Here is a 25,129-nt window from a genome sequence, read left to right as displayed (position 1 = left end):
CGGGGGTGGCACAGGCGTCACGGGCGTATCGCGGGCTCACCCGTTCCCCAGGAACCCCGCGGTCGTGTCGGCCAGTTCCGCGTGGGCCTCGTCGTCGCCGATCCGGGGTGTGCCGTCGGCGGTCTGGGGGCCGTAGTCGCCGAACTGCGCGTGGTTCATGCCGTCGATCTCCACGGAGACGGTGTCCTCGGGAAGGTTGCCGCTGCGCTCGCGCACGGTGTCGGGGTCGGCCAGGAGGTCCTCGGAGGCCGTGACCGACAGCACGCGCAGGTCCTCGCGTCCGGCCAGATCGGTGCCGGCGACGTAGGAACCCCACAGCACCAGGCCCTCCGTACGGTCGGCGAGCGCGTCGCCCTCGGCCGCGAACGCCGCCATGGCCCCGCCCATCGAATGCCCGCCCAGGTACCAGGTGTCGGCGTCGATCCGCTCCATCGCCGCCTCGGCCCGCCCCGGGGCCAGGACCGCCAGGTTGAACGGCATGCGGGGCATCACCACGCTCACCCCGGTCTCGGCGACGACCGGGGCCCAGGAGGCCGCGTAGGCCTCGGGTTCCACGCGGGCTCCGGGGTAGAAGACGACGGCGGTGTCCACGCCGCCGTCGCGGGGTGTGATCACGACGCCGTCCTCGTCCACGGCCACGTCGGCCGACCGCTCGGCGCGTTCCAACGAACCCGGAGCCGCCTCGTAGGGGTTGCCGGCCCACACCACGAACGCCACCGCCCCCAGCGCCAGCAGCACCGCGAGCACCCCGGCGGTCCAGGCCAACAGCCGACGCATCTGAACACCCTCCACGCTGATGATTAGCGGTCAATATTTCGGAAATCAAGATACTCGTCATCGTTCAGTACACGACCGAGCTCTCGGGGGAACCATGCCCGGCACCCAACAGGAACCACGCACCGACGGCAGTCAGCTCCTCGGCCTGGCCGGTTTCGTGCTCGCGGTCGCGGCCGTCGCGGTCGTCGGCGGCCTGGCCTCGGCCGACGCCGGCGGGGTCTACGCACGCCTGGCCCAGCCCGCGTGGGCGCCGCCGTCCTGGCTGTTCAGCCCCGTGTGGATCGCGCTGTACGTGCTCATCGCGGTGGCCGGGTGGCTCGTGTGGCGGCGGGCCGGATGGCGCGGTGCGCGCGGGGCCCTGACGCTGTTCGCGGTGCAGCTCGTGCTCAACGCCGCCTGGACACCGCTGTTCTTCGGCGCGGAGATGCGGTTGGCCGCGCTCGTCGACATCGTCCTGCTGCTCGCCGTGATCACCGCGATGATCCCCGCCTTCGCGCGTGTGTCCCGCACGGCCGCCGCTCTCCTGCTGCCGTACTGGGTGTGGGTGGCGTTCGCGTCGGCGCTCACCTTCGCCATGTGGCAGCTCAACCCGGGCGGGTGAGCCACGGGGCCGCGCCGATACCATCGGGACCCATGGACGACGCGGAGGGCACCGCCCGGCACGGGCACGGCGGGAGGCGGGCCGAACTCTACGACGCCATCCGCGACGACGGGCAGGAGCTCGCCGCGTCCCTCATCCAGTTGCTGCACGCGGCGGCCGAGACCTCGCACCTGAACCCCACCGATTTCCAGTGCCTGGTGCTGCTGCGGTTGGGCGAGCCCCTCAGCCCGGGGGAGATCGCCGCCCGGCTCAAGCTCGCCACCGGGACCGTCACCAGCGTCGTCGACCGGCTCGAACGCCAGGGGCTGGTACAGCGCGACCGGCACCCGGACGACCGGAGGCGGGTCGTGGTGCGGCCGGTCGACCCGCCGGCCGGGGACGGGGACGCCGACGGTCCCGAGGGTCCGGGCGGTCCGGGGATCCTGCCCGGGTTCCGGGAGCCCATGATGGACCTGCACGAGCGTTACAGCGAGGCGGAGCTGGAGACCATCGCCGACTGGCTCCACCGGGTCGGCGGGGTGCTGCGGACCTTCGCCGACCGAGCACGCTGACCCCGGGGTCCGCGGCCGGTTCCGGCGACCGGCCCCTGTTCGCTCCGGTCTCCCCGGTCGGTGATCATGGGAGGTCTCCCCGAGCACACCGAAGGGCTTCGATGACCACCTACGCGATCCTCCTGCACCCCGCGGCGAACCGGGTCTACACCGACGCCGCCGCCCGCCTGATGACGGCGGAACTGGGGGTGCTCGACCGGACCGTCCTCGGTGGCCGCATCAGCGGGCTCACGCAGACCACGATCGGCGGGATCCCTTACCTGACCTTCGAGTCCGACCCGCTCACGGAGGCCGAGACGGGGCTGGTCGCCAACCTCTCCTCGATCTACGGCCTCTTCCGGATCGAGGGGGACCTGCTCGCGCCGGTCGAACTCCACCGGCTCGACCGCTACGACGACGACCTCCTGACGATCCAGAAGTACCAGGGCAAGACCAACGAGCAGTTCACCAAGCTCCTGCTCAACGTCACCCTGTGGAGCTCCGCGCGCGGCGCCGAGATGCTCGACCGGCGCTTCCACGTCCTCGACCCCCTGTGCGGGCGCGGCACTACGCTCAACCAGGCGCTCATGTACGGGTACGACGCCACCGGGGTCGACATCGACAAGCGCGACTTCGAGGCCTACTCCGGGTTCGTGCGCACCTACCTCAAGCGCAAGCGCCTCAAGCACCAGGCCGACGTCACGCAGGTGCGCCGCAACAAGAGGGTGCTCGGCAAACGGCTGGAGGCGACGCTCGCGCCGACGAAGGAGGACTTCAAGGCCGGGCGCGCCCAGCACCTGGAGTACGCCAACGTGGACACCACCGACGCGCGGGCCGTCTACGCGCCGGGGAGCTTCGACCTCGTGGTCGCCGACGCGCCCTACGGGGTGCAGCACGGGAGCCGCACCGACAAGGAGGGGCTCAAGCGCGGGCCCCAGGAGCTGATCCGCACCGCCGCGCCCGTGTGGACCGGGCTGCTGCGGTCCGGCGGCGCCGTCGGGGTCTCCTGGAACAACCTCGTCGCGGGGCGGGACGAGCTGGCCGAGGCGCTTGCCGGCGCCGGCCTGGAGGTCTGCGACTCGGGGCCCTACCTCGACTTCGAACACCGCGTGGACCAGGCGATCATGCGGGACGTGATCGTCGCCCGGAAGCCCTGACCGGGGACGCCGTGCCGATCACCGAGGCCCTCGCCGACCACGCCTCCGCCCACCCGGGGCGCACCGCGTTCGTGTGCGCGGGGGAGTCGCCGACCTACGCCGAGCTGGCCGACGCTGCCCTGGCGTTCGCGCACCGGCTCGGTGCGTTCGCCGGGGGAGGGCGGGCCCTGGTTCCGGGGTACGGGCCGCAGCACGTGGTGGCGCTGTCGGTGCACAACTCGGCGGACTTCGTGCGCGCCTACGCGGGCGCGACGGCGTCGCCCCTGGCCACGGCGGTGCTGGACCCCACGTGGCCGGAGCGCCGTGCCGCGGACGCACTCGCGCAGCTGCGGCCGGCGGTGCTGGTGACGGACTCCCCGCACGTGGCCCGTCTGGCCGAGGCCCGCGGCTGTGGCGCGGTGCTGGTCACCGGCCCCGCCCTCGACACGGAGTACGAACCGCTCGCGGGGTGGACCGCGCCGGTTCCGGGGCCCCGGGAGGCCACCGCAGCCTCCGTGCTCGGCAACCGCCACGACGACCAGCTCTTCCTCATCGGCTTCACCTCCGGCACCACCAGCGCCCCCAAGGCCTTCGTGCGCACCCGCCGCTCGTGGCGTGTGAGCCTGCCCACGAGCGCCCGACTCCTGCGGCTGGAGCCCGGAGAGACCACGGTCGCCCCCGGTCCGCTCTCCCACGGACTCAGCCTCTACGGCCTCACCGAGTCCCTGTACGCCGGCGGCACCTTCGTCTCCGCGCCCGGGTTCCAGCCGCGTGCGTGCGCCGAGACCGTCGCCGAACGCGGCGCCACCCGGTTCATCGGCGTTCCGACCATGCTCCGCTCGCTCGCCACCACCGCCGAGCCCGGAACGCTCAAGTCCCTGCGCACCCTCGTCAGCAGCGGCGCCCGCCTCGACCACGCCGTGCTCGACACCCTCGCGGCTTCCTGCCCGGACGCGCGTGTGGCCGAGTACTACGGCGCCTCCGAACTCAGCTTCGTGACCCTCGCCGAGACCGACCTGTGCGCCCCGCTCGAGCCACGCACCGGCGCAGCCACCCCCGTCGGCCGCCCCTTCCCCGGGGTGGAGCTCAGCGTCCGGCGCCCCGACGGGAAGGAGGCGGCCGAGGGCGAACCCGGGACCGTGCACCTGCGCAGCCCCCTCGTCTGCGCCGGATACCTGCGTCCCACCGACGGAACCGGGCTGCGCGGCGACGGGGCCTGGTTCACCGTCGGCGACCAGGGCTTCCTCCGCGACGGCACGCTCCACCTCCTCGGACGCGAGGGCGACATGATCGTCAGCGGCGGCCACAACATCCACCCCGCCGAGGTCGAGAGTGCGCTCCTCGAACACCCCGCCCTGACCGCCGCGCACGTGCTCGGCCTGCCCGACCCGCGCCTGGGTTCCCGCCCGGTCGCGTTCGTGCACCGCACCGAGGCCGCCGGGCTCACCGCCGCTGACCTGCGCGCGCACCTGGCCGACCGGCTGCCGCCCCACCGGCTCCCGCGCGGGTTCCGTACCGTCGCGGACTGGCCGCTCACCACCAGCGGCAAGGTCGACGCCAAGCAGATCCTCGACCGGATGGAGGCCGACGATGGCAGCGTCCGCCGCCTCGCCTGACCCCGGTCCCCGCACCCCGGTGATCGTGGCCGCCCGCCGCACCGCGATCGGCCGTGCAGGCGGGGTCTTCCGCGAGACCCCCGCCGAGTCCCTCCTCGCCGGAACCATCACCGCCGTCCTCGACGAGAGCGGCCTCCCCGCCGACGACGTGGACGAGGTCGTGGCCGGCAACGCCGCGGGCCCCGGCGGCAACCCCGCCCGCCTCGGCGCGCTCACCGCCGGGCTCCCCTTCCACGTGCCCGGCGTGACCGTGGACCGCCAGTGCGGCGCGGGCCTCGAAGCCGTCGTCCAGGCCTGCCGGATGATCGCCTCCGGGGCCGCCGACGCCGTGCTCGCCGGGGGAGTGGAGAGCGTCAGCACCGCACCGTGGCGGGTCGCCCGCCCCGCCGACCGGGTGTCCGCGCCCGTCTTCCACGACCGCGCCCGTTTCTCCCCCGACAGCGTGGGCGACCCCGAGATGGGTGTGGCCGCCGAGAACGTCGCGCGCGCCCACGGCATCACCCGGGAACGCCAGGACGCCTTCGCCGCCCGCAGCCACCAGCGTGCCGTCGCCGCCCGCGAACGGGGCGCGTTCGGCGACGAGATCGCCCGGCTCGGACGGTTCGGCCCCGACACCGACCGCGACGAGTGCCCGCGCCCGCGTGCCTCCGCGCAACGCTTCGCCCGCCTGCGCCCCGCCTTCGTCGAGGGCGGCACCGTCACCGCGGGCAACTCCTGCCCCCTCAACGACGGCGCGAGCATGCTCCTGGTCACGACCGCCGCCCGCGCCCGCGCCCTCGGGTACCGGCACGCGCTCGCCTTCACCGACGCGGCCGCCGCGGGCGTGGACCCTAACCTCCTGGGTGTGGGCGCGGTGGCCTCCACGCGCAGGCTCCGGCGCCGGAACCCGGACCTGGACCCGGCCGCCGCGGACGTGGTCGAGTTCAACGAGGCCTTCGCTTCGCAGACCCTGGCGTGCCTGGACGAGCTCGGCATCGACCCCGCGCACACCAACGCCGACGGGGGAGCGCTCGCCCTCGGCCACCCGTACGGGGCGAGCGGGGCGGTGCTGGTCACGCGCGCCTACGCGCAGCTCCTGCGGGCGGTCGAGCCCCGGCCGGGCGCGACCGCGCTCACCATGATGGCGGTCGCCGGCGGTCTCGGGGTCTCCGCGCTCTTCACCGTCACGGCCCTGCCCGCCTGACACACTCCGGTGGCCTCACCCCGGACCGGGCGGCCCGGCGCCGTCGAGCAGATCCGGCGCGAGCACGGCGGAGGCGTTGAGGACCTCGACCCCAAGCAGGCGCCCCTCGGCGTCGAAGTCGAGGGTGACCTCGCCCCGGTTGCCCGGGGTCGCGAGCGAGTGGATCTGCTGTGCGGCCTGTCCCGGCGCGATCGGCCCGCCAAGGGTCATGTACGCGGCGTCGGCCTCGGCGTCGTAGGTCAGGTCCATCGCGCTCAGTACTCCAGGCAGAACGGGTGACCGGCCGGGTCGGTGTACACACGGAACCGGTTGTCGGCGTCCTCCTCGACCTTGCGCAGCGGGTGCGCGCCCAGCTCCAGCGCCTTGCGCTCGGCCTCCTCGATGTCGTCGACCTCCACGTCGAGGTGGATCTGCTGCGGGCGTTCCGGGTCGAGCCACTCCGGGGGCCGGTGGTCCGGCGCGCGTTGGAAGGCCAGGCCCCAGCCCTCGCCCAGGAGCACGTACACCCAGTCGTCGGAACGGTGGGAGATCTCCTTGCCGAGCAGGCCGGCGTAGAACCGCGCGAGGGCGTCGGGGTCGGGGCAGTCGAGGACCACGGAGTGGAGGTGTGCGTTCATGCCGTTCAGTCTCGCAGTGGGCCCCGCGCTCTACGGGCGGACACCACCCGGGCCGGGCACGTTCACGGGCACACCGCCTCGGCCCGGGTCAGGTGGGTCCGCCGTCCCCGGGGGCGGCCTCCAGCAGCTGCCCGATCCGTCGCAACACGTCGAGCTGGGCCGGGTTGTACAGGTCCCGGAGCGCGGATTCGAGGGCGCCGGAGGCACGGCCCGCCCCGCCGGGCGCCAGCGTCCGCGGATCGTTCAGCCGGGGGTTGGCGGTCAAGAACTCCCGGGTCCCGGGGAGCAACCGCTCGGCCAGGCCCTGCCGCTCCTCCTCCCCGGCGTCGGCCGGGAGCCGGTCGAACTCGCGGTCGGCCTCGCCGGTCCGGTAGCCCTGCAGCGCCTCGGCGAACGAGGCCTGCCCTTCCTCCCCGCTCAGCCGGCTCCAGACCACCATGAGCCCCCGGTCGGCCTCTGACAGATCGGTGTCGGCCGCGGCCAGGGCCATGTCCGGGGGAAGCTCGGTGGTGGGGGCCTTGCGCATGACCAGTGCCAACTCCGTGCGTACGTGCTGGAGGCGCTCGATGGTCGCGGCGAGCTCGGCGTCCAGGGCACGCAGCTCGTTCTCGGGGTACTCCTCCGCCTCACCCATCTCCGCGATCTGCGCGAGGGAGAAACCGAGGCCGGACAGGCGCTTGATCCGCATCACCCGGACCAGGTGGTCCACGCCGTAGTCCTTGTAGCCGTTCGGACGGCGCTCGGGTTCGGCGAGCAGCCCCACGTCGTGGTAGTGCCGCACCGTTCTGAGGCTCGTCCCCGCCAGCTCGGCCAGCTGCCGCGTGCTCCAGCCCATGTGCGCTCCTCCTCGGCTCGATCCGTCGAGCGGTGCCCGTCCCGTACCGGAGTAAACCCCACCGGGGATCAGGCCCCTTCCTGCGGGGCCCCGGGGTCCTTGATCAGGCGCTTGGTGGAGCGCCGGAACGCCCAGACCACCACGACCGCGGCCAGCGCCGTCAGCGGGAAACCGGTCACGGTGTCGGCGATCGCCAGTCCGGTGGTGGAGTCGGCCAGGTACAGCCACTGCCGCACGACGAACCTGCCGGCGAACATCACCAGGAGGGCGAACGTGGCGAGGTCGTGCCCGGTCAGAGAAGGCCGGTCCTCGCGCCAGGGACGGTTGCCGCCGTGCACCGAGTTCCAGATCATCCCGGTCAGCGGCCTGCGCACGACCAGCGACACCAGCGTGACGACGGCGCCGACGAACGAGGCCCAGATCCCGATGAGGAAGAAGTCGTTGGCCGATCCGGTCCACGCCGAGACGCCCCCGGCGACAGCGACACCGAACACGCCTCCCATCGCGGACATGAACTGCTCCCCGCGCCACATGCGGAAGACCCCCAGCGCCAGGGCGGCCGCGATCGCGACACCGATCGCCACCGACAGGGCGACGAAGGGCACGGCGGCCGCGAAGCCCACGACGGGGATCGTGGAGTACACCATCCCGCGCGGGCCGCCGGCGCCGTCGATCATGGCCTGCTTGAGGTCGACTGGCTCCTCGGTCCGGGGGCCGTCGTGATCCGGGGTCTCTGCACGGTCCTGCACGGTCATGTTCTCCTCCTGGGGGTCGTGCGCGGTGAGGTGATCCGGGTGTCGGCGCTCAGTGGTTGTCACTGCGTCCTCCCAGGTGTTCGGCGAGGAACCGTTCGGTGGCCCCGAAGGTGGCGAGCAGGTTCTCGGGGTTGACGATGTCGTGGCCCTCGTCGTCGAAGACCAGGTACTCGGTGGTGACGCCGCGGTCCCGCAGGCCCTGGACGATCCGGTCGGACTCGGCTCGGGGGACGCGGGAGTCGTTGGCGCCCTGCACCACCAGCAGAGGGGTGCGGATCCGGTCGATGCGGTGGATCGGGGACCGGGCGCGGATGTCGGCCTCCTGCGCGGGGTCGTCCGGGTCGCCGACGTAGCGGAACCAGTTGTTGGCCAGCCCCGGCCGCACGAAGGACGGTTGTTCCCGCATGTAACGGGCCAGGTCGGAGATGCCGACGACGTCGACCGCGGCGGCGAAGCGGTCCGGGGTGAAGGCCGCGCCGACCAGCGCGGCGTAACCCCCGTAGGAACCGCCGACGATCGCCACCCGGTCCGGATCGGCGTACCCCCGGGACACGGCCCAGTCGACGGCGTCGATCAGGTCGTCGTGCATCGCCCCGGCGTACTCCCCGATCGCGGCCTTCATGTGGGCCTTGCCGAAGCCGGTGGACCCGCGGAAGTTGACCTGCAGCACGGCGTAACCGCGGTTGGCCATCAACTGTGCGTTCTTGTTGAAGCCCCAGGAGTCCCGGGTCCAGGGTCCGCCGTGCACCGTCAGCACCAGCGGCAGGTCCGAGGGCTCGATGCCCACCGGCAGGGTCAGGTACGACGGCAGCTTCAGCCCGTCGCGCGCGGTGATGGTGACCGGCCGCATCGGGGCCAGCGCGTCGGGGTCCAGGTGCGGGTAGGGCCGGAACAGCAGGCGGCTCTCGCCGGTCGAGTGGTCGTAGAACCACGTGGCACCCGGGTCGCGGTCGTGGGTGAAGGAGACCACCCAGCGCCTGCCGTGGCTGTCGGTCGAGACCGAGGCGAGGTCACCGTCGGACAGCCCTTCGAGGCGTCCCAGGACCTCGGCGAAGTGCGGGTCGAGGGCGTGGATCACCTGGCGTTCGCCCAGGTAGCGCACCCCGAGCAGCTTCTTGTTCCGGTCCCGGATCAGGGTCGGGGGCAGGGAGGGGAAGACCAGGGACCTGGAGTCGAGGTCGAGGGTCGGGTGGCTGTCGACCTCGGTCTCCTCGCCGGTGGCCAGGTCGACGCGGGCCAGTCGGAGGCGGTCGCTGCCGTGGTGGGAGCCGATCAGGGCGCCGGTGCCGTCCGGGGTGCTCTCGAACGGGTGCACACCCACGGGGTGGTCGGCCCCGTCGATGGTGGTGATCGGCGTCCGGCGGCCCGTGGACGGGTCCAGGCGCGACAGCTCGATGACGCCCTCGCGGGTGGTGGTGTTCGTGTACACACCGTCCGCGCCGAGGAGGAAGCCGCACGTGCTGTCGCCGGGGTTGCGGGCCAGGAGGGTGAGCTCTCCGGTGGCCAGGTCGAGCTCGTGGAGGTCGAACTCGGCGGCGTCGCGGGCGTTGAGGTGCAGGAGCGCCGTTCCCGGGCGCCGCCCCGGCTGGTCGAGGCCGAGGACGCGGGCGCCGGGGAACGGGGTGAGGTCGACCGGCTCGGACCCGGGGTCGTCCAGGTCGACCCGGAACAGGTGCCAGTTCTCGTCGCCGCCGTCGTCCTGCAGGTAGAGCAGCCGGCGCGGATCGTCGGTCCATTCGAAGAGCGTGACGCTGCGGGTCTCGTCCGCGGTCACGCACCGGGTGTCGGCGGGGCCGTCGAGGTTCTCGACCCAGACGTTGAGCCGGTTCTTCCACGGTGCCAGGAAGGCGATCCGGGTGCCGTCGGGGGAGATGGAGGCGCCGGCCCGTTCGGGTGAGCCGTAGATCTCCTCGACGGGGAGCAGTGGTGGGAGTGCCATGGCCGTCCTTTCCTGGTCCGCTTCGGTGTCTCGGGAACCAGGAAAGACCGTGCCGTTACGGCACACTCAAGACGGGCTTGATGTGGCCTGCATCACATCATGGTCGGTGTCCGCGCCCGCCCGACCGGGCCTGCGCCAACAGCCCGGTCTCGGAGAACAGCCCCTCGACGTGCCCCAGCGCCTCACGCCGCTCGCGGTCCGAGAGCGCCGGGTCGAGCACCACCCCGGCCAGCTCCGAGGCGTCCTCCAGGACCCGCAGACCCCGGTAGTAGGTCAGGAGGTCCGGGCCGATCGAGTACGCCCCGTATCCCTCCAGGAACCAGGCTTGCTGCCGCCCGGTCACGGGCACGTCCGCCAGCACCCCGCCGCCGAGCACGAACATGAGGTCGCGCTCGGCCGGCGCGAGCACGGCGTCGTCGAAGTCCAGCAGCACCGGGCGACCGTCCTCGGACACCACGATGTTGCCGAGGTGCGGGTCCGCGTGGCACGGCACGGAACGGGGCAGGTCGGCTCGGGTGCGCAGCCGGGCGCCGAGGTCGAGCGTGCGCCGGTGCACCTCACGGAGCGCGGGGCGGCGGGCGTGCCACTGTTCGGCCAGGCGCGCGGTGATGCCCGAGTCGGGGGCCCCGTCGAGTTCGGCGTCGATCTTCTCGAAGTAGTCGGCCCAGCGGCTCGGGTCGAAGTCCTCCCGCGGTACCTGCTTGCTCACCTGGCCCACAACGGGAAGCGAGTGCAGCGCCGACAGCAGCTGCCCGAACGCGTACCACCCCGGGCGTCCCAGGGGTGTGTCCCAGCCGCTGCCGCCGTCGACCCAGCGTGTGACCGACAGGCGTGCGTCGCCGACGTCGACCCACAGCGACCGGCCGCGGGTGGGCACGGGCGCGGGGGCACTGCCGGCCCGGATCGCGTCGAGGGCGGCGGGCAGCACCATCCCCGCGGGGGAGCCGCTGCTGCTCCACTTGACCGCGAACCGCCGGCCCCGGGCGTCCACCGCTTTCCACAGGGAGGCCGCCAGGTCCGCGCCGCCGTCGATGGGGGTGAGCTCCAGCCCCTGCAGCTCGTAGTGCTCGCCGATCGCGGTGGTGACCTCGTCCGGGACCATGGGTTCCTCCTCGCAGGGGTGCCCCGCCCCCGGCCGGGGACGGTCGGCCGCGCAAGACACGGCCATGCAGCATCGTAGGAGGTCGGAGCCGGGTGGTCGCCTGGTTTGTTCGCTCTGTTCCGGACGCTCCGGAGAAGAGCGACACGCCGGGAGTGCGTGCTTCGTGCCGTGTCTGCGAGCGTGCGGCCACCGGGAACTCAGCGCGGCGGACCCCCGGGTGGCGGCCCGGGCGGCGGTCCTGGCGGGCCCCAGGGCGGCGGGCCGGAAGTTCCACCGGGCGGTGGTCCGGGAGGTGCCCCGGGCGGCCCGGGTGGCGGCCCGGCCGGCGGCTGGAACCTGCTCAGCGCCTGCCTCCGGCGCACGAGCGTCACGATCAGGACGACCATCCCGCCGAGGACCCCGACGGCGAAGACCGCGAAGGTGGTGCCCATCATCCCCAGCAGCCCCTTGGTCGCGCCCGCGTCGCTGTCGCCGTGGGCGAGCGCGAACGTGAGATCGGGGTCGCTGTCGCAGGTGATGGCGTACGTGCCGGGTTCGCTCGTGCGGACCACGCCGTGGCGCTCCCAGTACACGTCGCCGACCCCGTAGTAGTGCTCGAAGGTGGACTGCCCCAGCGCGGGGGAGCTGCCCGGGCCCTCGACCTCGCAGTCGACGGCGGACGCGGGAACCTGTTCCCGGTCGACGTAGACGACCCAGGCGCGGTCCTCGTCGTCGACCTCCGGAACCTCCCACTCGACCCGCTCGCCCGCGGAGAACTCCTCGGTGAACTCGGGCAGGCCGAGCGCGCTCATCATGCCCACGCCGCAACTGCCGGCCCCGCCGAGCACCCCGAGCGCGATGAGGGCCGCACCCACCCAGTACCAGGCGCGGCGCGGTCGGACGGATGGCTGTGGTTGGTGTGGATACGGAGCGTACTGAGCCATGTTTCCCCCCGTCGCCGGCCCCAGCGGTCCAACGGTGACGTTAAGCGAGGGGACCCCGGAGTACAGGGGGCCTGGCCGGGTGTGGCCGCGCCTGACCGCAACCGGTCAAGAGGTGTCCGAAACACGCACTGGCGCCCCTCCCGTGGGAGAAACGCCAGGTGGATGGTGGTAGGGCCCCGGGGGATCGAACCCCGAACCCGCGGATTAAAAGTCCGCTGCTCTGCCAATTGAGCTAAGGCCCCGTGCTGCAGGCGCACGACGAACCGGGCCGTCGTGTGTCAGCCGGGACAACTCTACCCCAGCGCCACACCGTCTGCTGAGCCGCCGACCGGGAACAGCGGGGCGCTCCCTGCCTTCACACCCGGCCCTCCCGTTCGAGCGCCTCGGTGACGGCGGCGACGGTGCTCTTGGCGGTGCGTCCGGCGCCGATGATCGTGGCGGAGGCGAAGCCGGTCCAGTCCCCGTAGCCGACCATGGACAGTCGCGGTTCGGCCACTGCACGGTTGTCCGCGCCGACCCGGACCCGCCCGTGTCCGTCGTCGACCCCGAGCGGGACGAGGTGGCCGAGCGCGGGACGGAACCCGGTGCACCACAGAACGGCGTCGGCCTCCAGGGTGCTCCCGTCGGGCCACGCCACCCCGCCGGGGGTGAGGCGTTCGATCATCGGCTCGGCCTTGAGCGCTCCCCGCTCGCGCGCCTCCCGCACGCTCGGCACCACGACGATGTCGCCGAGGTCGCCCACACCGGGGCCCTCCTCGCCGCGGCCGCGCCGGGTCGCCAGGTCGAACAGGGCGCGGGCGTCCACGTCGTCGGGCATGAAACGCGGCGGGCGGGCGGCGACCCAGGTGGTGTCGGCGACCAGGGAGAGCTCGGCGATGATCTGCGCGGCGGAGTTGCCGCCGCCGACGACCACCACCCTCTGTCCCGCGAAGTCGTCCGGGCCCCGGTAGTCGACCGTGTGCAGCTCCCGCCCGGCGAAGACCTCCCGCCCGGGGATGCTCGGCAGGTGCGGTGCGGACCAGTTGCCGGTCGCGCTGATCACGTGCCGCGCCCGCCAGGTGCCCCGGTCGGTGACCACCCGCAGGCGTCCTCCGGGGAGGTCGTGCCCGTTCTCCCGCTCGACGCGTTCCACGGTGACCGGCCGGTGCACCGGGAGCCGGTACCGGCGCTCGTACTCGGTCAGGTACCACACGACGTGGTGCGCGCTCGGGTACTCGTGTCCCTCCTCGGGCGGCATCCACCACCCCGGGAGCATGCTGTGCCCGGCGGGGGAGAACAGGCGCAGGGAGTCCCAGTACTCGGTCCAGGCCCCGCCGGGGGTGGCACGGTCGTCGAGGACCACGAAGTCGGCGCCGGCCCGCCGCAGGAAGTACCCCGTGGCGATCCCCGCCTGTCCGCCGCCCACGACCGCCACGTCGACGTCGGTGACCGCCCCGCGCCCCCCGGTGCCCATGTGCTCTCCTCCGTCCGCTCGGCCCGTCCCCCGTGCCAACGCAGCGGCGCCACGCGCGCATCCCGGGGGCACGCGCGGGGGCGCCGTCAGGCCGCGGGGGCGGTGTCGGCGCGACACACGGCGGCTGCCCGCAGGCGGGCGCGCAGTGCGAACGCCAGGAACGCGAGGCCGGCCACCGCGAGCACGGGCTGCACGGGCGCGAACCAGCTCAGCGCCCCGGAGGTCCCCAGGGCCATCAGTACGAGCGTGTTGCAGGTGGGGCAGCCGATCGCGAACCAGGTGAGCAGGCCCCCGGCCAGGCTCCGCCGCGGTGTCGAGCGGTCCTCGTCCGCCTCCGTGCCGCCTTCGTCCCGGCCGCCGCCGGGGCGCGTGTAGGTGGCCAGGAGCAGGCCGCAGAGGACGGCGGTGGCCACCCACACCGGGTAGGTCCACCAGGCCGCCTCGATCTCCCGGACGAACAGTTCGTTGGGCAGCAGCACCGACGGGATCCCCAGCAGGAGTAGGGCGCCCGCCGTCCCCAGCGCAGCGGCCGTCCACTGCCGCACCGTCCACATCCGCATCGTCGCCCGGTCCTCTCCTCGTTTCGCCCGACCCGGACACCTGTGTGTCCCGGTGCCCGGGGCCCCGTTCTTCTATGTAGCATAGAGGAAGTTCTATCGAGGATAGAAGAAGGATGCCCAGTCCCGTCACGGAAGGTCCGACGCATGGCCCAGCAGAAGAAGCAGGGCACGGCACAGAGCTCCGGAGCCCTGTGGCCCCTGTTGGCGAGCGCCGTCCTCGTCGTGGTCGTGGTCATCGGCCTGGCCGCGTGGGCGGCCGACCGGGACACCACCACCGGCGACGGTTCGGCCGCCCCTCCGACCGGCGCCCAGCAGGACGACCAGGCCTACGAGGAGGCCCGGAACTTCGGCGAGATGATCGCCCGGCGCGACGGCGAGGACCCGGCCGCGCTCGGCGAGGAGGACGCCCCCGTGGTGCTCATCGGCTACTCCGACTACCAGTGCCCCTACTGCGCGACATGGGTCCAGGACGTCCAGCCCGAACTGGTCGAACGCTACGTCGAGAGCGGCGACCTGCGCATCGAGTGGCGCGAGTTCCCCTACATGGGCGAGAGCTCCCACCTGCTCTCCGTCGGTGCCCACGCCGCCGGGGAACAGGGCGCCTACTGGGACTACCACGACGCGGTCTACGGCGACCAGGAGACCTTCAAGGACCAGGACCCCGACACCCTCACCGAACAGCTGACCGAGGTCGCCGAGGAGCAGGGCCTGGACCCCGAACGTTTCGCCGAGGACCTGACCGACGACGACCTGATCTCGGCCGTCGACGGGGACTTCGCCGAGGGACAGCAGGTCGGCGTCAGCGGAACCCCGGCCTTCATCATCAACGGCACCCCCGTCTTCGGCGCCCAGCCCCTCGACGTCTTCACCGACGCGATCGACACCGCCCTGGAAATGGAGGCCTGACCCGTGGACGTCGGTTACGTGGCCGCCCTGCTCGGCGGCCTGCTCGCCCTGTTGAGCCCCTGCAGCGCGCTCCTGCTCCCCTCCTTCTTCGCCTACGCCTTCCGCGACACCGCCGGACTCCTCGCCCGCACCGCCGTGTTCTACGCGGGCATGTGCGCGACCCTCGTGCCCCTGGGCGCCGGGTCGGCGATGGTGAGCGGCTTCTTCCACGGCAACCGGGACGTGCTCATCGCGGTCGCGGGGTGGCTCGTGATCGCCTTCGGCATCGCGCTCATCCTCGGCCTGGGTGTGAACACCGGGCCCCTCGCCCGGATCCAGGGGCACCTGGCCGGACGCACCGGGGCCCTGCCCGTGTTCGGCCTCGGCGCGGTCTACGGGCTCGCCGGGTTCTGTTCCGGCCCGATCCTGGGGGCCGTCCTGACCGTCGCCGCGACGGGCGGAACCGTGCGCGGCGGGCTCCTGCTGGCCTTCTACGCCCTGGGCATGGCGCTCCCGCTGTTCTTCCTCGCCCTGCTGTGGGACCGCTTCGACCTGGGACGGCGCCCCTGGCTGCGCGGGCGTGCGTTCACCGTGGGCCCGCTGAACCTGCACACGACGTCGCTGATCTCCGGGGTGCTGTTCGTCGGCATCGGCGTGCTGTTCCTGCTCTACGACGGGACCGCGACCCTGCCCACCCTCGTCGGTTCCGGTGAGGAGGTCGCGCACCAGCTCCAGCTGCAGCTCTCCCGGCTCGGCGGGGCGGCCGACCTGCTGCTCGTCGCCGCGGCGGCGCTGGTGCTCCTGGGCGTGGGCCTGTACCGCCTGCGCAAGGGCCGGGCCGCCGACGAGGCAGCGCCGGCCGAACACGAGGGGGACCGGGCCCCGTGACCCCGCACGCGCGCCCCCGTCCCCTCCCGGCGCTCGCCGCCGGCACCGCCCTCGTCCTGATCCTGGCGGCCTGCTCCTCCCGCGAGGTCTCGGCACCCGAGGACGCCGAACCCCGCGACGATCCCCCCGCGCCGGCCACGGCCGCGCCGGAGGACGAACCGCCGCCCGTCCTGGAGGGCGCTCCGTCGTGGGCGGCGCCGTACTCGTCGCCCCCGCAGGCGGCCGCGGACGGGTTCGTCGGTATGGCCATGCCCGAGCGCGGCGGGGGCGACCTCACCTTCCTCGGGGTCGACGCCGAGGGGGCGACCCGGTGGTCCACGGAACGCAACCCGAGTTGCACGGCGTTCGCGGTGACCGAGGGCGCCGACGGCGAAGACCTCCTGGTGCTCCTGGACAGCGACGCCGACCCCTCGGGCGGCGTGCTCGCGACCACGACCACGGCCGCCGCGCTCGACCCCGTCGACGGGTCGCTGGTCTGGGGTCCCACCGAGGTCCCGGGGACGCTGGTCGGCCCCGGCCTGCTGCTCGGTGCGATCGAGGGCTCGGTCATGAGTAACTCCACCGGGCCGAAGGTGGCGCTGGACCCGGGGACCGGCACGGTCGCGGCCGACGAGGCGGAGGACGGCACGGAGCTCCTGCACGAGTACCAGGGCACCCTGCTCGTGAGGGACGGCGGCGAGCTGAGGGCCGCGGAGGCCGGCAGCGGCGACCCGCTCTGGGCCGCCGACGACCTCGACCTGCCCGAGCACGCGGGGACCGACCCGGACACGGCCGCCCCCGGACCGGGCCCGGCCCCCGAGAACGGCCAGGCGGCCGCCGTGGTGCTGTCCTGGGCCGGCGCCGACGGGGAACCGGCCGCCCACACCGCACACGACCTGCGCACGGGGGAGCGGCTCGCCTCGTTCCCCGGCCCGGAGGAGCCGCGCGTCGTCGGGGACAAGGACGGCCTGACCGTGGTCGGCGGCCCCCACCCGGACGGCGGACAGCTCCTCGTCGGCCTGCACAGCGACCCGGCCGAGCAGCTGTGGCGCACCCGCCTCCCGGACGGCCCGAAGCTCGATGCGGTCGTCGGTGACCATGCGTACCTGACCGACGGCGACGCCACACGGCTCGTGGACCTCGCATCGGGCGCGGCCACGGAGGAAGGTCCCTGGGCCGTCCCCGTGGCCGCGGCCGAGGACGGCACGGCCCTGGTCCCGGTCGGGTCGGACGGGCTCGGTGACGCCTTCGCCGCCTTCGGCCCCAGTTCATGAACGGGTGGCAGGCCCGACCACCGAACTGGAGGGCCAACGCCAATAATGTGGAGGCGAACGGAGTGGACGAGAGCGTGGGGACGATGGACGAACCTCTGCCGGGGCTGGGACCGCTGGAATCGGCCGTCCTCGACCTCCTGTGGGGAGCCGGGGAACCGATGAGCGTCCGCACGGTCGTGGACTCCCTCCCGGGCCGCACGCCCGCCTACACCACCATCTCCACGGTCCTGGAGAACCTGCGCCGCAAGGGCTGGGTGGAACGGGACCGGGTGGGCCGGCTGTGGTTCTACCGCCCCGTGCGCGACCGCCCCACCTACGCCGCGCAGCGCATGTCCGGGGTTCTGGCCGAGAGCGGCGACGCCCGGGCCACGCTCCTGCGGTTCGTCGACGACATGCCGCCCGACCAGGTCGAGGTCCTGCGCGACCTGCTCTCGGACGTGCCGCGCGAGGAGGAACCGTGACCCTGATCGCGATCGCCGCCGGTTCGGCCGCCCTGCTCAGCCTCGCCGGACCCGCCTTCGTGCGGTGGTGCGCCCGCGCGGGCGACCTGCCGCCGCGGCACCTGCTCGCTCTGTGGACGGTCGCGCTCCTGGCCTGGGCCGTCAGCTGGGCGACCCTGGTGTTCACCGTGGTCGCCGAGGTCATGGGCCCCGGGCTGAAAGGGTTCGTGACCGCCTGCATCACTCTGTTCCAAGCGGTGAGCAGCAGCGGAGCGGGAACGGTGGTGGCCGTGCTCGCCCCGGTCGCCGCGCTCGCCGCCGGCCGACTCTGCTGGGTGCTCGCGCGCCGGTACGCCGGATCGGTGCGTTGGCGGCGCGAGCACCACCGCGAACTCACCGCAGGGGCACGGCAGCGTTGCCTCGACGGGCACGACGTGTGGCTGCTGCAGGCCCGGCGCCCCCACGCCTACTGCGTTCCCGGCCGCCGGTCCGGGGTCGTGCTCACCCAGGGCGCCCTCGACGTCCTGTCGCCCAAGGAACTGCGGGCCGTGCTCGCCCACGAGGACGCCCACCTGCGCGGACACCACCACGTGCTCGTGGCCGCCTCCCGCCTGCTCGACACCGCTTTCCCCGGTGTGCCGCTCCTGCGGGCCGCAGTCACCGAGGTGCCGGTCCTGGTCGAGTGGGCCGCCGACGACCACGCGGCGCGGACGGTGGGCCACGCGCCCCTGCTGCACGCCATCGGGGTGATGGTGGCGCCGCCGGAACCGGACCCGTCGGGGCGGTCCCTGGCCGCGTCCGGTGCCTGCCCCGTGGAACGCGCCCGCCGCCTGCTCCCGGGGCAGAGCGCCGGGAACGGGCGCTCCACCCGTGCGGTCACCGCGCTGTCGGCCGCGATCCTGCTGGCCGTGCCACCCGCGGCGGTGCTGGGCGCGGCCGTGCTCACCGTCGCCGGTTCACCGCCCTGCGTCTGCACCATCTGAGACCCGGGTGTCCGGGTGCGGGCGCCGGTCAGGCCGAACGGTCGGGCAGCCCGGCCGCCTCGCGCAGGCGCGCGTACTCCTGGGCGAGCTCCGGGGGTTTCCAGTGCGCGTTGCGTCCGCTGGGGTTGGGCAGGAGCCACACCCGGGTCGGCCCGATACGCTCCGCCCGCGGCCCGACCGACGCCCCCTTCACGCCGAAGGCCGTCCGGAACCCGGTGAGGCCCAGGAACGCCAGCCACGCGGGCCGGTACCGCTCCATCTCCGCGCGCAGGCGTTCGCCGCCGGCCTCGAGGTCCTCGCGGGAGAGCTCGGAGATGTCGCGGGTCGCGCGTTCCACGAGGTTGGTCAGGCCCATGCCCAGCGGCAGCAGCTCGCGCTCCCGGTCGGGTGTGAAGGTCTCGGGCGTGAACCCGGCGTGGGCCAGCGCGGGCCAGAACCGGTTCCCCGGGGACGCGAAGTGGTGCCCGACCAGCGCCGTGGTCAGCCCCGGGTTCATGCCGCAGAAGACCACGCCGAGCCCGTCGGCCATCAGGTGCGGCAGGGTCCGGTCCCGAGCCGCCTCCAGCTCGGCCCGGCTCCGGCCCCCGTACCCGCGCGTGGGTCCGGACGCCTGCGAGCGGTGCTCACCGCTCGGCCGCCCGTCGCCCGCGTCCGTGTCCCCGCCGTCCCGTTCGTGCCCGTCCACCGTGGTCCCCTCCCGCGTGGTTCCGTGTCCCGGACGTGCCGGAAGCTACCACCGCGCCACGGATCCGCCGGGGAACGCCGGGCCGCACACCGCCGCCACACCCCGCTCCCGGGCGCGCCGTGTCGGAACCGCACCCGCGGAGTTGGTGTACTCGGGGGCAACCGACACACCAAGGAGCATGATGGCCTTCTCCGAGAAGCAGCAGAACGTCCTCCGCAAGCCCGCCTTCGGACACATCGCCACCCTCGGCCCCGACGGCGCGCCCCACAACAGCCCCGTGTGGATCGACTGGGACGGCGAATTCCTCAAGTTCAGCCAGACCAGCACGCGCCAGAAGCTCAAGAACCTCGAACGCGACAACCGGATCTCCGTCTCGGCCACCGACCCCGACGACCCCTACATGTACGTCGAGGTCAGGGGCGAGGTCGACCGCGTCGAGGAGGACACCGACAAGGCCTTCATCGACGCCATGGCCCAGAAGTACCTCGGCACCGACTACCCGTGGCACAGCCCCGACGAGACACGCGTCATCGTGTACGTGCGGCCCGACCGGTTCGTCGGACGCTGACCGGGCGGGATCATGTACGGGTGCACGGCCGCCGACCACGGCGGTCCTGCACCGCCCTCCCGGGCCCGACACCCGGAGGCGGGCCGCCCACGCAGTGACGGAGAGGACCGATGGGGCTTCGGGAACGCAAGAAGCTGGCCACGCGCCGCGCGCTCAAGGACGCCGCCGTGCGCCTGGTGCTGGAGCACGGCCTGGAGAACGTGACCGTGGACGAGATCGCGGCCGCGGGCGAGGTCTCCACCCGGACCTTCTTCAACTACTTCGGGAGCAAGGAGGACGCGCTCCTGGGCGATCTGCCGTTCGGCCCGGACGACGAGTGTGTGTCCGTGTTCGTGGCGGGCGGTCCCTCCGGTGACTTCACCGACGACCTGGTCCACCTGCTCACCGACTCCCTCGACCAGGGTGAGGACCTGGCCTCCTGGCGTGAGGAGGCGCGCATCAACTGGGAGCTCACCGAACGCGAACCCCAACTCATGTCGGGGATGCTCGCCCGCATGCACGACGTCGAGGTGCAGATCGCCGAGGCAGTGGCCGGACGCACGGGGGCCGACGGCGGCGACCAGAGCCCGAAACTCATCGCGGGTGTGGCAGCCGCGGTGGTCCGCCACGTCCTGGGCGAGGCCGGGGCCGCACGGTCCGAGGAGACCGTCGAGGAGATCCGCACGCACATGCGCGACGCGTTCGACCGCCTCGGCCACACATTCGCGCCGCGCCCCTGACACAGGCCCGCACGGACCTGTGTCCCATTTCTCGGGAACGTCCCCGGCCACCCCTGCGTCGGAGGTGTCGTAGGAGGCCACAGGGCCCGCCCCGCACACTCCCGGAAGCCCCCGGGGGAGATGTCAGGGAAGGGCCAGGGGCCTCCCCGATGGGAATCGTCTCCGTGAGCGGGCAATCTGTAGTCATGAGCAACAAGCGCTTCCAACGCAGCAGTGACAAGCGGCTCCTGGCCGGTGTGTGCGGCGGCATCGCCGAGTACTTCGGCTGGGAACCCACGATCGTGCGCATCGTCTTCATCGTGCTCACGGTCCTGGGTTTCAGCGGGATCTTCGTCTACATCCTGGCCTGGCTGATCATGCCGGCCGCGGGTGAGCGGCGTTCCCTGCTGGAGCAGATCATCCGCAACTTCCAAGGAAAGTCGAGCGAGTGACCATGCAGTGGACCCTTCGAGCCCACCCCGGGTGGCAGCGGCGCGAGCTCCGCACACTCGGGGAGGACCACGAGTCGGAGGAGGCACGGGAGCCCTCCTCCGACACCGCGGCCGAGGCCCGGCCCGCCTGACATCCCTGTCGGCGGCCCGGGCCTTCCGCCTTTTCAGCGGTGCTCAGGCGGGCTGTTCCGCCTCGTTCATCTTCTCGATCGTGGGTTCGGCCATGCGCGACCACGTCGCTGCGAGCGCGACCCCCAGCACCACCCCGACGGCCCCTGCCCCGGTGATGACCGCCGCGGTGCCGAACAGTTCCACCAGGAGCGATCCGAGCAGGATCCCGATGCCCTGTGAGGCCTGCAGGCCGGCCGCGACCAGCCCGAACGCCAGACCGCGCCCGTCCTCCGGTGTGCACAGCACGAAGGTGGCGTTGGCGACGATCTGGTACGAGGCGGCCGCGCCGCTGATCGCGAGCAACCCGACCATGAGCCACAGTGGCAGGGGCAGGACCCACAGCAGCAGCGGCACCGACGCGAGCACCGTCAGCGGTCCCAGCCAGCGCATGCGTGTGGGCGGCGGGACGAAGCGGGTGAGCAGGAACCCGCCGATGAGCGCGCCGATCGAGGGCCCGGCCATGATGATGCCCGCCGCTCCGGCGCCCGCCCCCAGTTCGTCGGCCATGGGGTTGGCGATCCCGTAGGGGATCATGTACAGCCCCGCCACCCAGGCCATGAGGGCCAGCGTGCGCAGGCGCGGGTCGGTGAGCACCAGGCGGGTGCCGCGGGTGATCAGGGCACCGAGCCCGGGCCGGGAGCGGTTGCCGTCGGCGTCCGCGTTCGGGGCCGGCCGGGCGCGCACCCCCGCCGTCACCAGCAGGGCCGACAGCACGAAGATCGCGGCGTTGACCATGACCGCGGTGTTGGGGCCGATCACCGAGACCACCACACCTCCGGCGATGAGCCCGATGAGCATGGCCAGCTGCGTGGTCAGGTGGATGATCGCGGTCCCGGCGACGTAGCGCTCGCCCTGGACGATCTCGGCGAGGAGCGCGGCCCGTGCGGCGGTGAAGGGCACGGCGGGCACGACCGAGAGGAACAGCAGGGTCCAGATCGCCCACACGGGGATGCCGGGGATCCCCACGGCCAGGATGAAGACCGCGCGTGCCAGGTCGCAGACGATGAGCGCCTGCTTGCGGGGGAAGACGTCAGCGAGCCCGGAGAGCAGGGGGCCGGCGATGATGGGGGGAAGGAACGTGACCGCGAGCGTGATGCCGGCGGCGAAGGCCGAGTCGGTCGCCCGGTAGACGAGCACGCTCACGGCGATGTTGAGGAGGTTGGTCCCGACGATGGACAGGGCGTGGGCGAACCAGAGGAACCGGAACTCCCGGATCCGCATCGCGTCGCGGTAGCCGCTCTTCCAGGTGGTGCCCTGTGCGTGGTCCCGGGTGTCGGAGGGTTCGTGGCCCTCGTCGTCTGCTTCGTTGTCGAGGCGCGGATTGCTCACCCGGCACTCCCTTGTCTGTTACTGGGTTGTAATCACGCTGTGTCGTGTCCCAATGACCAACGGTTCCGGAGTGCGGTAGGGCCCGCAAGCGGTTCGGGAGATTTCGTGGCTGATTCGTTGCTGTGGGTAGTAGGCAGCAAACGTCCGCGAGGCGGCGGTTGTCCGGTGTGACGCGGTTCGTCCGCGGGCTCAGCCCCAGCCGAGCTCGATGAGGCGGTCGTCGTCGATCCCGAAGTGGTGCGCGATCTCGTGCACGACGGTGATGCCGACCTCCTCGACCACCTGCTCCTGCGTCTCGCAGATCGCGCAGATGTTGCGCTTGTAGATGTGGATCACGTCCGGCAGGACGCCGAAGTACGTGTCCCCGCGTTCGGTGAGCGGCACCCCCTCGTACACACCCAGAAGACCGTCGGGGGACTCCTCCTCGACGGTGATCACCACGTTGTCCATCAGCTGGGCCAGGTGTTCGGGGATCGTGTCCAGGGCGTCGGCGACCAGTTCCTCGAATTCACGGCGTGTCAGTTCCACCACGCCCGCCATTGTGTCGTCTTCCGGGGCTCCGCGGGAGGGGAACGGCGGACCTTCTCCGCCCCGTGGGCCGCGCACGGTGTGGGAAGAGAGACATAACACTCGGGAGCGGGCGTAAAGCATTGGGCACACGTCCGGGCGGCGGCATGATGGGGGAGTGTTCTCATGGGAAGCGATCCGACGCCACGATCACCGCGAGACCCTCGACCGCGCGCGTGCCGCCTTCGCCCGCGTCCGTGAGGGGCGCGCGTGGAGGTGGGCCTGTGTCGTGGTCGCCGGGCTGCTCGGCGGTTGGCTGGGCCTGGCCCTGGCCGGGCAGGTCGTCACCCCCATCGGCCCCGCGGACGTCACCTTCTCCCTGAGTCCCCAGCTCAACGGCGAGACCGTCGTCGACGTCGCCCCGCTCGGCCAGCTCGCCTTCGAGACCCACGCGGCGCCCCTGCGTGTGGAGGCGGCCATCACCGACATCCGGCTCTCCGCCGCTCAGGAGATGTTCACCGACCCCGAGGCGATCGACCGCATGGCCGCCGGCATCGGCGACGACCTGCGCGACGGCGTCATCGCCCTGGTGGTCCGGTCGCTGGTGACAGCGACCCTCGGGGCCTTCCTCATGGCCCTGCTGCTGTTCCGGAACCTGCGCCGCGCCCTGGCCGGGGGCGCCGTCTCCCTGGGCGCCCTCGTCGTCTCCGGCGCGGTCGCCGCCGCCTCCTTCAACCCCAGCGCCATCGCCGAACCGCGCTACACCGGGCTCATCGCGGGCGCCCCGCAGGTCGTGGGCAGCGCCGAGGAGGTCGTGGGCCGGTTCAGCGAGTACCAGGAGCAGCTCGCCGGGCTGGTCGGCAACGTCTCGATGATCTACGAGGCGACCTCCGAACTGCCGGTGTACGAGGACGACGAGTCGGTCGTGCGGGTGCTGCACGTGTCCGACATCCAACTCAACCCCGCCTCGTGGAGCATCATCTCCAGCCTCCAGGACCAGTACGGGGTGGACGCGGTCGTGGACTCCGGCGACCTCACCGACCGGGGCAGCGCCGCCGAGGACACCTTCGCCGACGAGATCGCCGGCCTCGACGTGCCCTACGTGTGGGTGAAGGGGCAGCACGACTCGATGGGGACCCAGCGCGCGGTGGAGTCCCAGTCCAACGCGGTCGTGCTCGACGGTGAGACCACCGAGGTCGAGGGGCTGACCTTCTACGGTTCGGGCGACCCCCGTTTCACGCCGGACGAGACCCGCGTGGACCCGGACGAGGAGGAGCTCGCGGCCCAGGGCGAGGCCGAGGCGGAGCGGGTCGCCGACGGGGCCGAGGAGGTCGACGTGGCGGTCATGCACACCCGCACCCAGGCCGAGGCCTTCGACGGTGTGGTCCCGCTCGTGCTCAACGGCGACGAACACCTGCGCGACACCGAACTCACCGAACTCGGAACCCGGTTCCTCGTGCAGGGTTCGACCGGGGGCGCCGGTCTGAGTGGGCTGGATCACGACTCCGACCGCCCGATCCCGTACCAGGCGTCCGTGCTCTACTTCGATCGCGAGACCGGCCGCCTCCAGGCCCGCGACGACATCGACCTGGGCGGTATCGGACTGACGTCCGCGCAGGTCGAGCGGCACATCGAGGCGGACCCCGACGCCCCCGTCGGCGAGCCCGACGACGACGCCACCGACGACCCCACGGAGGAGGGCTCTCCGGGCTGACCCCGGGGTGCCCCGCGAGGGTGCAGGTCAGGCCGGTGCGCGGCGTCTTCCGGAATCGCTTTGGCGATCGGTGCGTATCTCCCCTATGCTTGGTCTGTCTGAGCGGGCCCCTGTCGTCTAGCGGCCTAGGACGCCGCCCTTTCAAGGCGGTAGCGCGGGTTCGAATCCCGTCGGGGGTACGAAGCGGTCAGACCACTGCCGGGGATCTGGCAGAATGGGAACCGCAGCAAGGCACCGGGCCGAAGGTCCGGGCCAACAAGTGAACAAGGTCCTGTGGAGCAGTTAGGAGTGCTCGCCACCCTGTCAAGGTGGAGGCCGCGGGTTCAAATCCCGTCAGGACCGCGCAGGCACCGGATACCGGTTGCCCGGCTGGGTAGCTCAGTTGGTACGAGCGTCCGCCTGAAAAGCGGAAGGTCGGCGGTTCGACCCCGCCCCCAGCCACAGAAGAAGCCCCGACACCTGGGAACAGGCGCCGGGGCCTTTTTGTGTCCCTGGACGGTCGTGGGCGGCCACGGCCGCCGGCCGGCCC

Annotated in this window: 28 protein-coding genes and 4 tRNA genes; 18 read left to right on the top strand and 14 right to left on the bottom strand. The window is 72.7% G+C overall.

All coding sequences use genetic code 11. The features are described from left to right. Window positions 1-36 precede the first annotated feature (36 nt). Entirely contained in the window at window positions 37-777 is a 741-nt protein-coding gene (locus IDM40_RS05005; protein WP_193120695.1) for an alpha/beta hydrolase, read from the bottom strand. Window positions 778-871: 94 nt separating this feature from the next. Here IDM40_RS05005 and IDM40_RS05000 point away from each other — a divergent pair, with 94 nt between their 5' ends. The 5 genes from IDM40_RS05000 (at window position 872) to IDM40_RS04980 (ending at window position 5,843) form a co-directional block, all read left to right on the top strand. Continuing rightward, on the top strand, window positions 872-1,378 hold the full coding sequence (locus IDM40_RS05000) for a TspO/MBR family protein (RefSeq protein ID WP_193120694.1): 507 nt from the start codon (window positions 872-874) through the stop codon (window positions 1,376-1,378). A 32-nt stretch (window positions 1,379-1,410) separates the two neighbouring features. After that, on the top strand, window positions 1,411-1,929 hold the full coding sequence (locus tag IDM40_RS04995) for a MarR family winged helix-turn-helix transcriptional regulator (RefSeq protein ID WP_193120693.1): 519 nt from the start codon (window positions 1,411-1,413) through the stop codon (window positions 1,927-1,929). 101 nt (window positions 1,930-2,030) lie between these two features. Further along, window positions 2,031-3,065 carry a TRM11 family SAM-dependent methyltransferase gene (locus IDM40_RS04990; protein WP_193120692.1) on the top strand — a complete coding sequence of 345 codons (1,035 nt, stop codon included), beginning with the start codon at window positions 2,031-2,033 and terminating at the stop codon, window positions 3,063-3,065. Window positions 3,066-3,076: 11 nt separating this feature from the next. Then, window positions 3,077-4,660 (top strand): class I adenylate-forming enzyme family protein, encoded by a 1,584-nt coding sequence (locus IDM40_RS04985; protein WP_193120691.1) that lies wholly within the window; start codon window positions 3,077-3,079, stop codon window positions 4,658-4,660. Beyond that, window positions 4,635-5,843 (top strand): thiolase family protein, encoded by a 1,209-nt coding sequence (locus tag IDM40_RS04980; protein ID WP_193120690.1) that lies wholly within the window; start codon window positions 4,635-4,637, stop codon window positions 5,841-5,843. Before IDM40_RS04985 ends, IDM40_RS04980 begins: the two co-directional genes overlap by 26 nt. 15 nt (window positions 5,844-5,858) lie before the next feature. Here IDM40_RS04980 and IDM40_RS04975 read toward each other — a convergent pair whose 3' ends face one another. The 10 genes from IDM40_RS04975 to IDM40_RS04930 all read right to left on the bottom strand — a co-directional run bounded on the left by IDM40_RS04975 (window position 5,859) and on the right by IDM40_RS04930 (window position 14,027). Next, on the bottom strand, window positions 5,859-6,092 hold the full coding sequence (locus IDM40_RS04975) for a DUF2283 domain-containing protein (RefSeq protein WP_193120689.1): 234 nt from the start codon (window positions 6,090-6,092) through the stop codon (window positions 5,859-5,861). 5 nt (window positions 6,093-6,097) lie between these two features. Then, window positions 6,098-6,460, bottom strand: coding sequence for a VOC family protein (locus tag IDM40_RS04970; protein ID WP_193120688.1), 363 nt, complete (start codon window positions 6,458-6,460; stop codon window positions 6,098-6,100). An 88-nt stretch (window positions 6,461-6,548) separates the two neighbouring features. Beyond that, window positions 6,549-7,295 carry a MerR family transcriptional regulator gene (locus IDM40_RS04965; RefSeq protein ID WP_193120687.1) on the bottom strand — a complete coding sequence of 249 codons (747 nt, stop codon included), beginning with the start codon at window positions 7,293-7,295 and terminating at the stop codon, window positions 6,549-6,551. A gap of 68 nt (window positions 7,296-7,363) precedes the next feature. Continuing rightward, window positions 7,364-8,113, bottom strand: coding sequence for a DUF3159 domain-containing protein (locus IDM40_RS04960; protein WP_328806941.1), 750 nt, complete (start codon window positions 8,111-8,113; stop codon window positions 7,364-7,366). After that, a complete protein-coding gene (locus IDM40_RS04955; RefSeq protein WP_193120686.1) occupies window positions 8,100-9,989 on the bottom strand; it encodes a S9 family peptidase in 1,890 nt (629 codons plus the stop codon). The genes IDM40_RS04960 and IDM40_RS04955 overlap by 14 nt, the downstream gene beginning before the upstream one ends. Before the next feature lie 97 nt (window positions 9,990-10,086). Beyond that, complete coding sequence (locus IDM40_RS04950) at window positions 10,087-11,091, bottom strand: aminoglycoside phosphotransferase family protein (protein ID WP_193120685.1); 1,005 nt, start codon at window positions 11,089-11,091, stop codon at window positions 10,087-10,089. A gap of 197 nt (window positions 11,092-11,288) precedes the next feature. Then, on the bottom strand, window positions 11,289-12,014 hold the full coding sequence (locus IDM40_RS04945; RefSeq protein ID WP_193120684.1) for a hypothetical protein: 726 nt from the start codon (window positions 12,012-12,014) through the stop codon (window positions 11,289-11,291). Window positions 12,015-12,180: 166 nt separating this feature from the next. Next, window positions 12,181-12,256: transfer RNA gene (locus IDM40_RS04940), tRNA-Lys, on the bottom strand. Window positions 12,257-12,369: 113 nt separating this feature from the next. After that, entirely contained in the window at window positions 12,370-13,467 is a 1,098-nt protein-coding gene (locus tag IDM40_RS04935) for an ArsO family NAD(P)H-dependent flavin-containing monooxygenase (RefSeq protein ID WP_193120683.1), read from the bottom strand. Between the two features lie 86 nt (window positions 13,468-13,553). Then, window positions 13,554-14,027, bottom strand: a complete 474-nt coding sequence (locus IDM40_RS04930; protein WP_193120682.1) for a hypothetical protein — start codon at window positions 14,025-14,027, stop codon at window positions 13,554-13,556. 144 nt (window positions 14,028-14,171) lie between these two features. On the opposite strand from IDM40_RS04930, the gene IDM40_RS04925 reads away from it, so the two are divergent. The 5 genes from IDM40_RS04925 (at window position 14,172) to IDM40_RS04905 (ending at window position 18,476) form a co-directional block, all read left to right on the top strand. Beyond that, window positions 14,172-14,933, top strand: coding sequence for a DsbA family protein (locus IDM40_RS04925; protein WP_193120681.1), 762 nt, complete (start codon window positions 14,172-14,174; stop codon window positions 14,931-14,933). Between the two features lie 3 nt (window positions 14,934-14,936). Next, window positions 14,937-15,800, top strand: coding sequence for a cytochrome c biogenesis CcdA family protein (locus IDM40_RS04920; protein WP_193120680.1), 864 nt, complete (start codon window positions 14,937-14,939; stop codon window positions 15,798-15,800). Then, window positions 15,797-17,053, top strand: coding sequence for a hypothetical protein (locus IDM40_RS04915; protein ID WP_193120679.1), 1,257 nt, complete (start codon window positions 15,797-15,799; stop codon window positions 17,051-17,053). The genes IDM40_RS04920 and IDM40_RS04915 overlap by 4 nt, the downstream gene beginning before the upstream one ends. 83 nt (window positions 17,054-17,136) lie before the next feature. Further along, a complete protein-coding gene (locus IDM40_RS04910; RefSeq protein WP_193120678.1) occupies window positions 17,137-17,514 on the top strand; it encodes a BlaI/MecI/CopY family transcriptional regulator in 378 nt (125 codons plus the stop codon). After that, complete coding sequence (locus IDM40_RS04905; RefSeq protein WP_193120677.1) at window positions 17,511-18,476, top strand: M56 family metallopeptidase; 966 nt, start codon at window positions 17,511-17,513, stop codon at window positions 18,474-18,476. Before IDM40_RS04910 ends, IDM40_RS04905 begins: the two co-directional genes overlap by 4 nt. 28 nt (window positions 18,477-18,504) lie before the next feature. Here IDM40_RS04905 and mug read toward each other — a convergent pair whose 3' ends face one another. Then, entirely contained in the window at window positions 18,505-19,161 is a 657-nt protein-coding gene (gene mug / locus IDM40_RS04900) for a G/U mismatch-specific DNA glycosylase (protein WP_328806940.1), read from the bottom strand. 181 nt (window positions 19,162-19,342) lie between these two features. On the opposite strand from mug, the gene IDM40_RS04895 reads away from it, so the two are divergent. The 4 genes from IDM40_RS04895 (at window position 19,343) to IDM40_RS28570 (ending at window position 21,010) form a co-directional block, all read left to right on the top strand. Continuing rightward, window positions 19,343-19,729, top strand: a complete 387-nt coding sequence (locus IDM40_RS04895; RefSeq protein ID WP_193120676.1) for a PPOX class F420-dependent oxidoreductase — start codon at window positions 19,343-19,345, stop codon at window positions 19,727-19,729. A gap of 110 nt (window positions 19,730-19,839) precedes the next feature. Next, window positions 19,840-20,448, top strand: coding sequence for a TetR/AcrR family transcriptional regulator (locus IDM40_RS04890; protein ID WP_193120675.1), 609 nt, complete (start codon window positions 19,840-19,842; stop codon window positions 20,446-20,448). Window positions 20,449-20,633: 185 nt separating this feature from the next. Beyond that, window positions 20,634-20,879, top strand: a complete 246-nt coding sequence (locus IDM40_RS04885; protein ID WP_193120674.1) for a PspC domain-containing protein — start codon at window positions 20,634-20,636, stop codon at window positions 20,877-20,879. Then, window positions 20,876-21,010, top strand: a complete 135-nt coding sequence (locus tag IDM40_RS28570; protein WP_268959308.1) for a hypothetical protein — start codon at window positions 20,876-20,878, stop codon at window positions 21,008-21,010. The genes IDM40_RS04885 and IDM40_RS28570 overlap by 4 nt, the downstream gene beginning before the upstream one ends. Before the next feature lie 43 nt (window positions 21,011-21,053). Here the strand turns inward: IDM40_RS28570 and IDM40_RS04880 are convergent, their stop codons facing one another. After that, window positions 21,054-22,379 carry an MFS transporter gene (locus IDM40_RS04880; protein ID WP_193120673.1) on the bottom strand — a complete coding sequence of 442 codons (1,326 nt, stop codon included), beginning with the start codon at window positions 22,377-22,379 and terminating at the stop codon, window positions 21,054-21,056. A 189-nt stretch (window positions 22,380-22,568) separates the two neighbouring features. Further along, a complete protein-coding gene (locus IDM40_RS04875; RefSeq protein ID WP_193120672.1) occupies window positions 22,569-22,919 on the bottom strand; it encodes a metallopeptidase family protein in 351 nt (116 codons plus the stop codon). 145 nt (window positions 22,920-23,064) lie between these two features. On the opposite strand from IDM40_RS04875, the gene IDM40_RS04870 reads away from it, so the two are divergent. From IDM40_RS04870 to IDM40_RS04855, 4 genes are all read left to right on the top strand, one after another. Further along, entirely contained in the window at window positions 23,065-24,600 is a 1,536-nt protein-coding gene (locus tag IDM40_RS04870) for a metallophosphoesterase (protein ID WP_193120671.1), read from the top strand. Window positions 24,601-24,706: 106 nt separating this feature from the next. Next, window positions 24,707-24,779, top strand: a tRNA-Glu gene (locus IDM40_RS04865). Window positions 24,780-24,867: 88 nt separating this feature from the next. Continuing rightward, a tRNA-Asp gene (locus IDM40_RS04860) sits at window positions 24,868-24,942 on the top strand. A gap of 25 nt (window positions 24,943-24,967) precedes the next feature. Further along, window positions 24,968-25,041, top strand: a tRNA-Phe gene (locus tag IDM40_RS04855). The last annotated feature ends 88 nt before the right edge of the window (window positions 25,042-25,129 follow it).

Origin of the sequence: Nocardiopsis coralli (assembly GCF_014892575.1) — a bacterium.
GTDB lineage: Bacteria > Actinomycetota > Actinomycetes > Streptosporangiales > Streptosporangiaceae > Nocardiopsis > Nocardiopsis coralli.
Note: the sequence above shows the minus strand (reverse complement) of the source record. Positions and strands in the feature narration are given on the sequence as shown.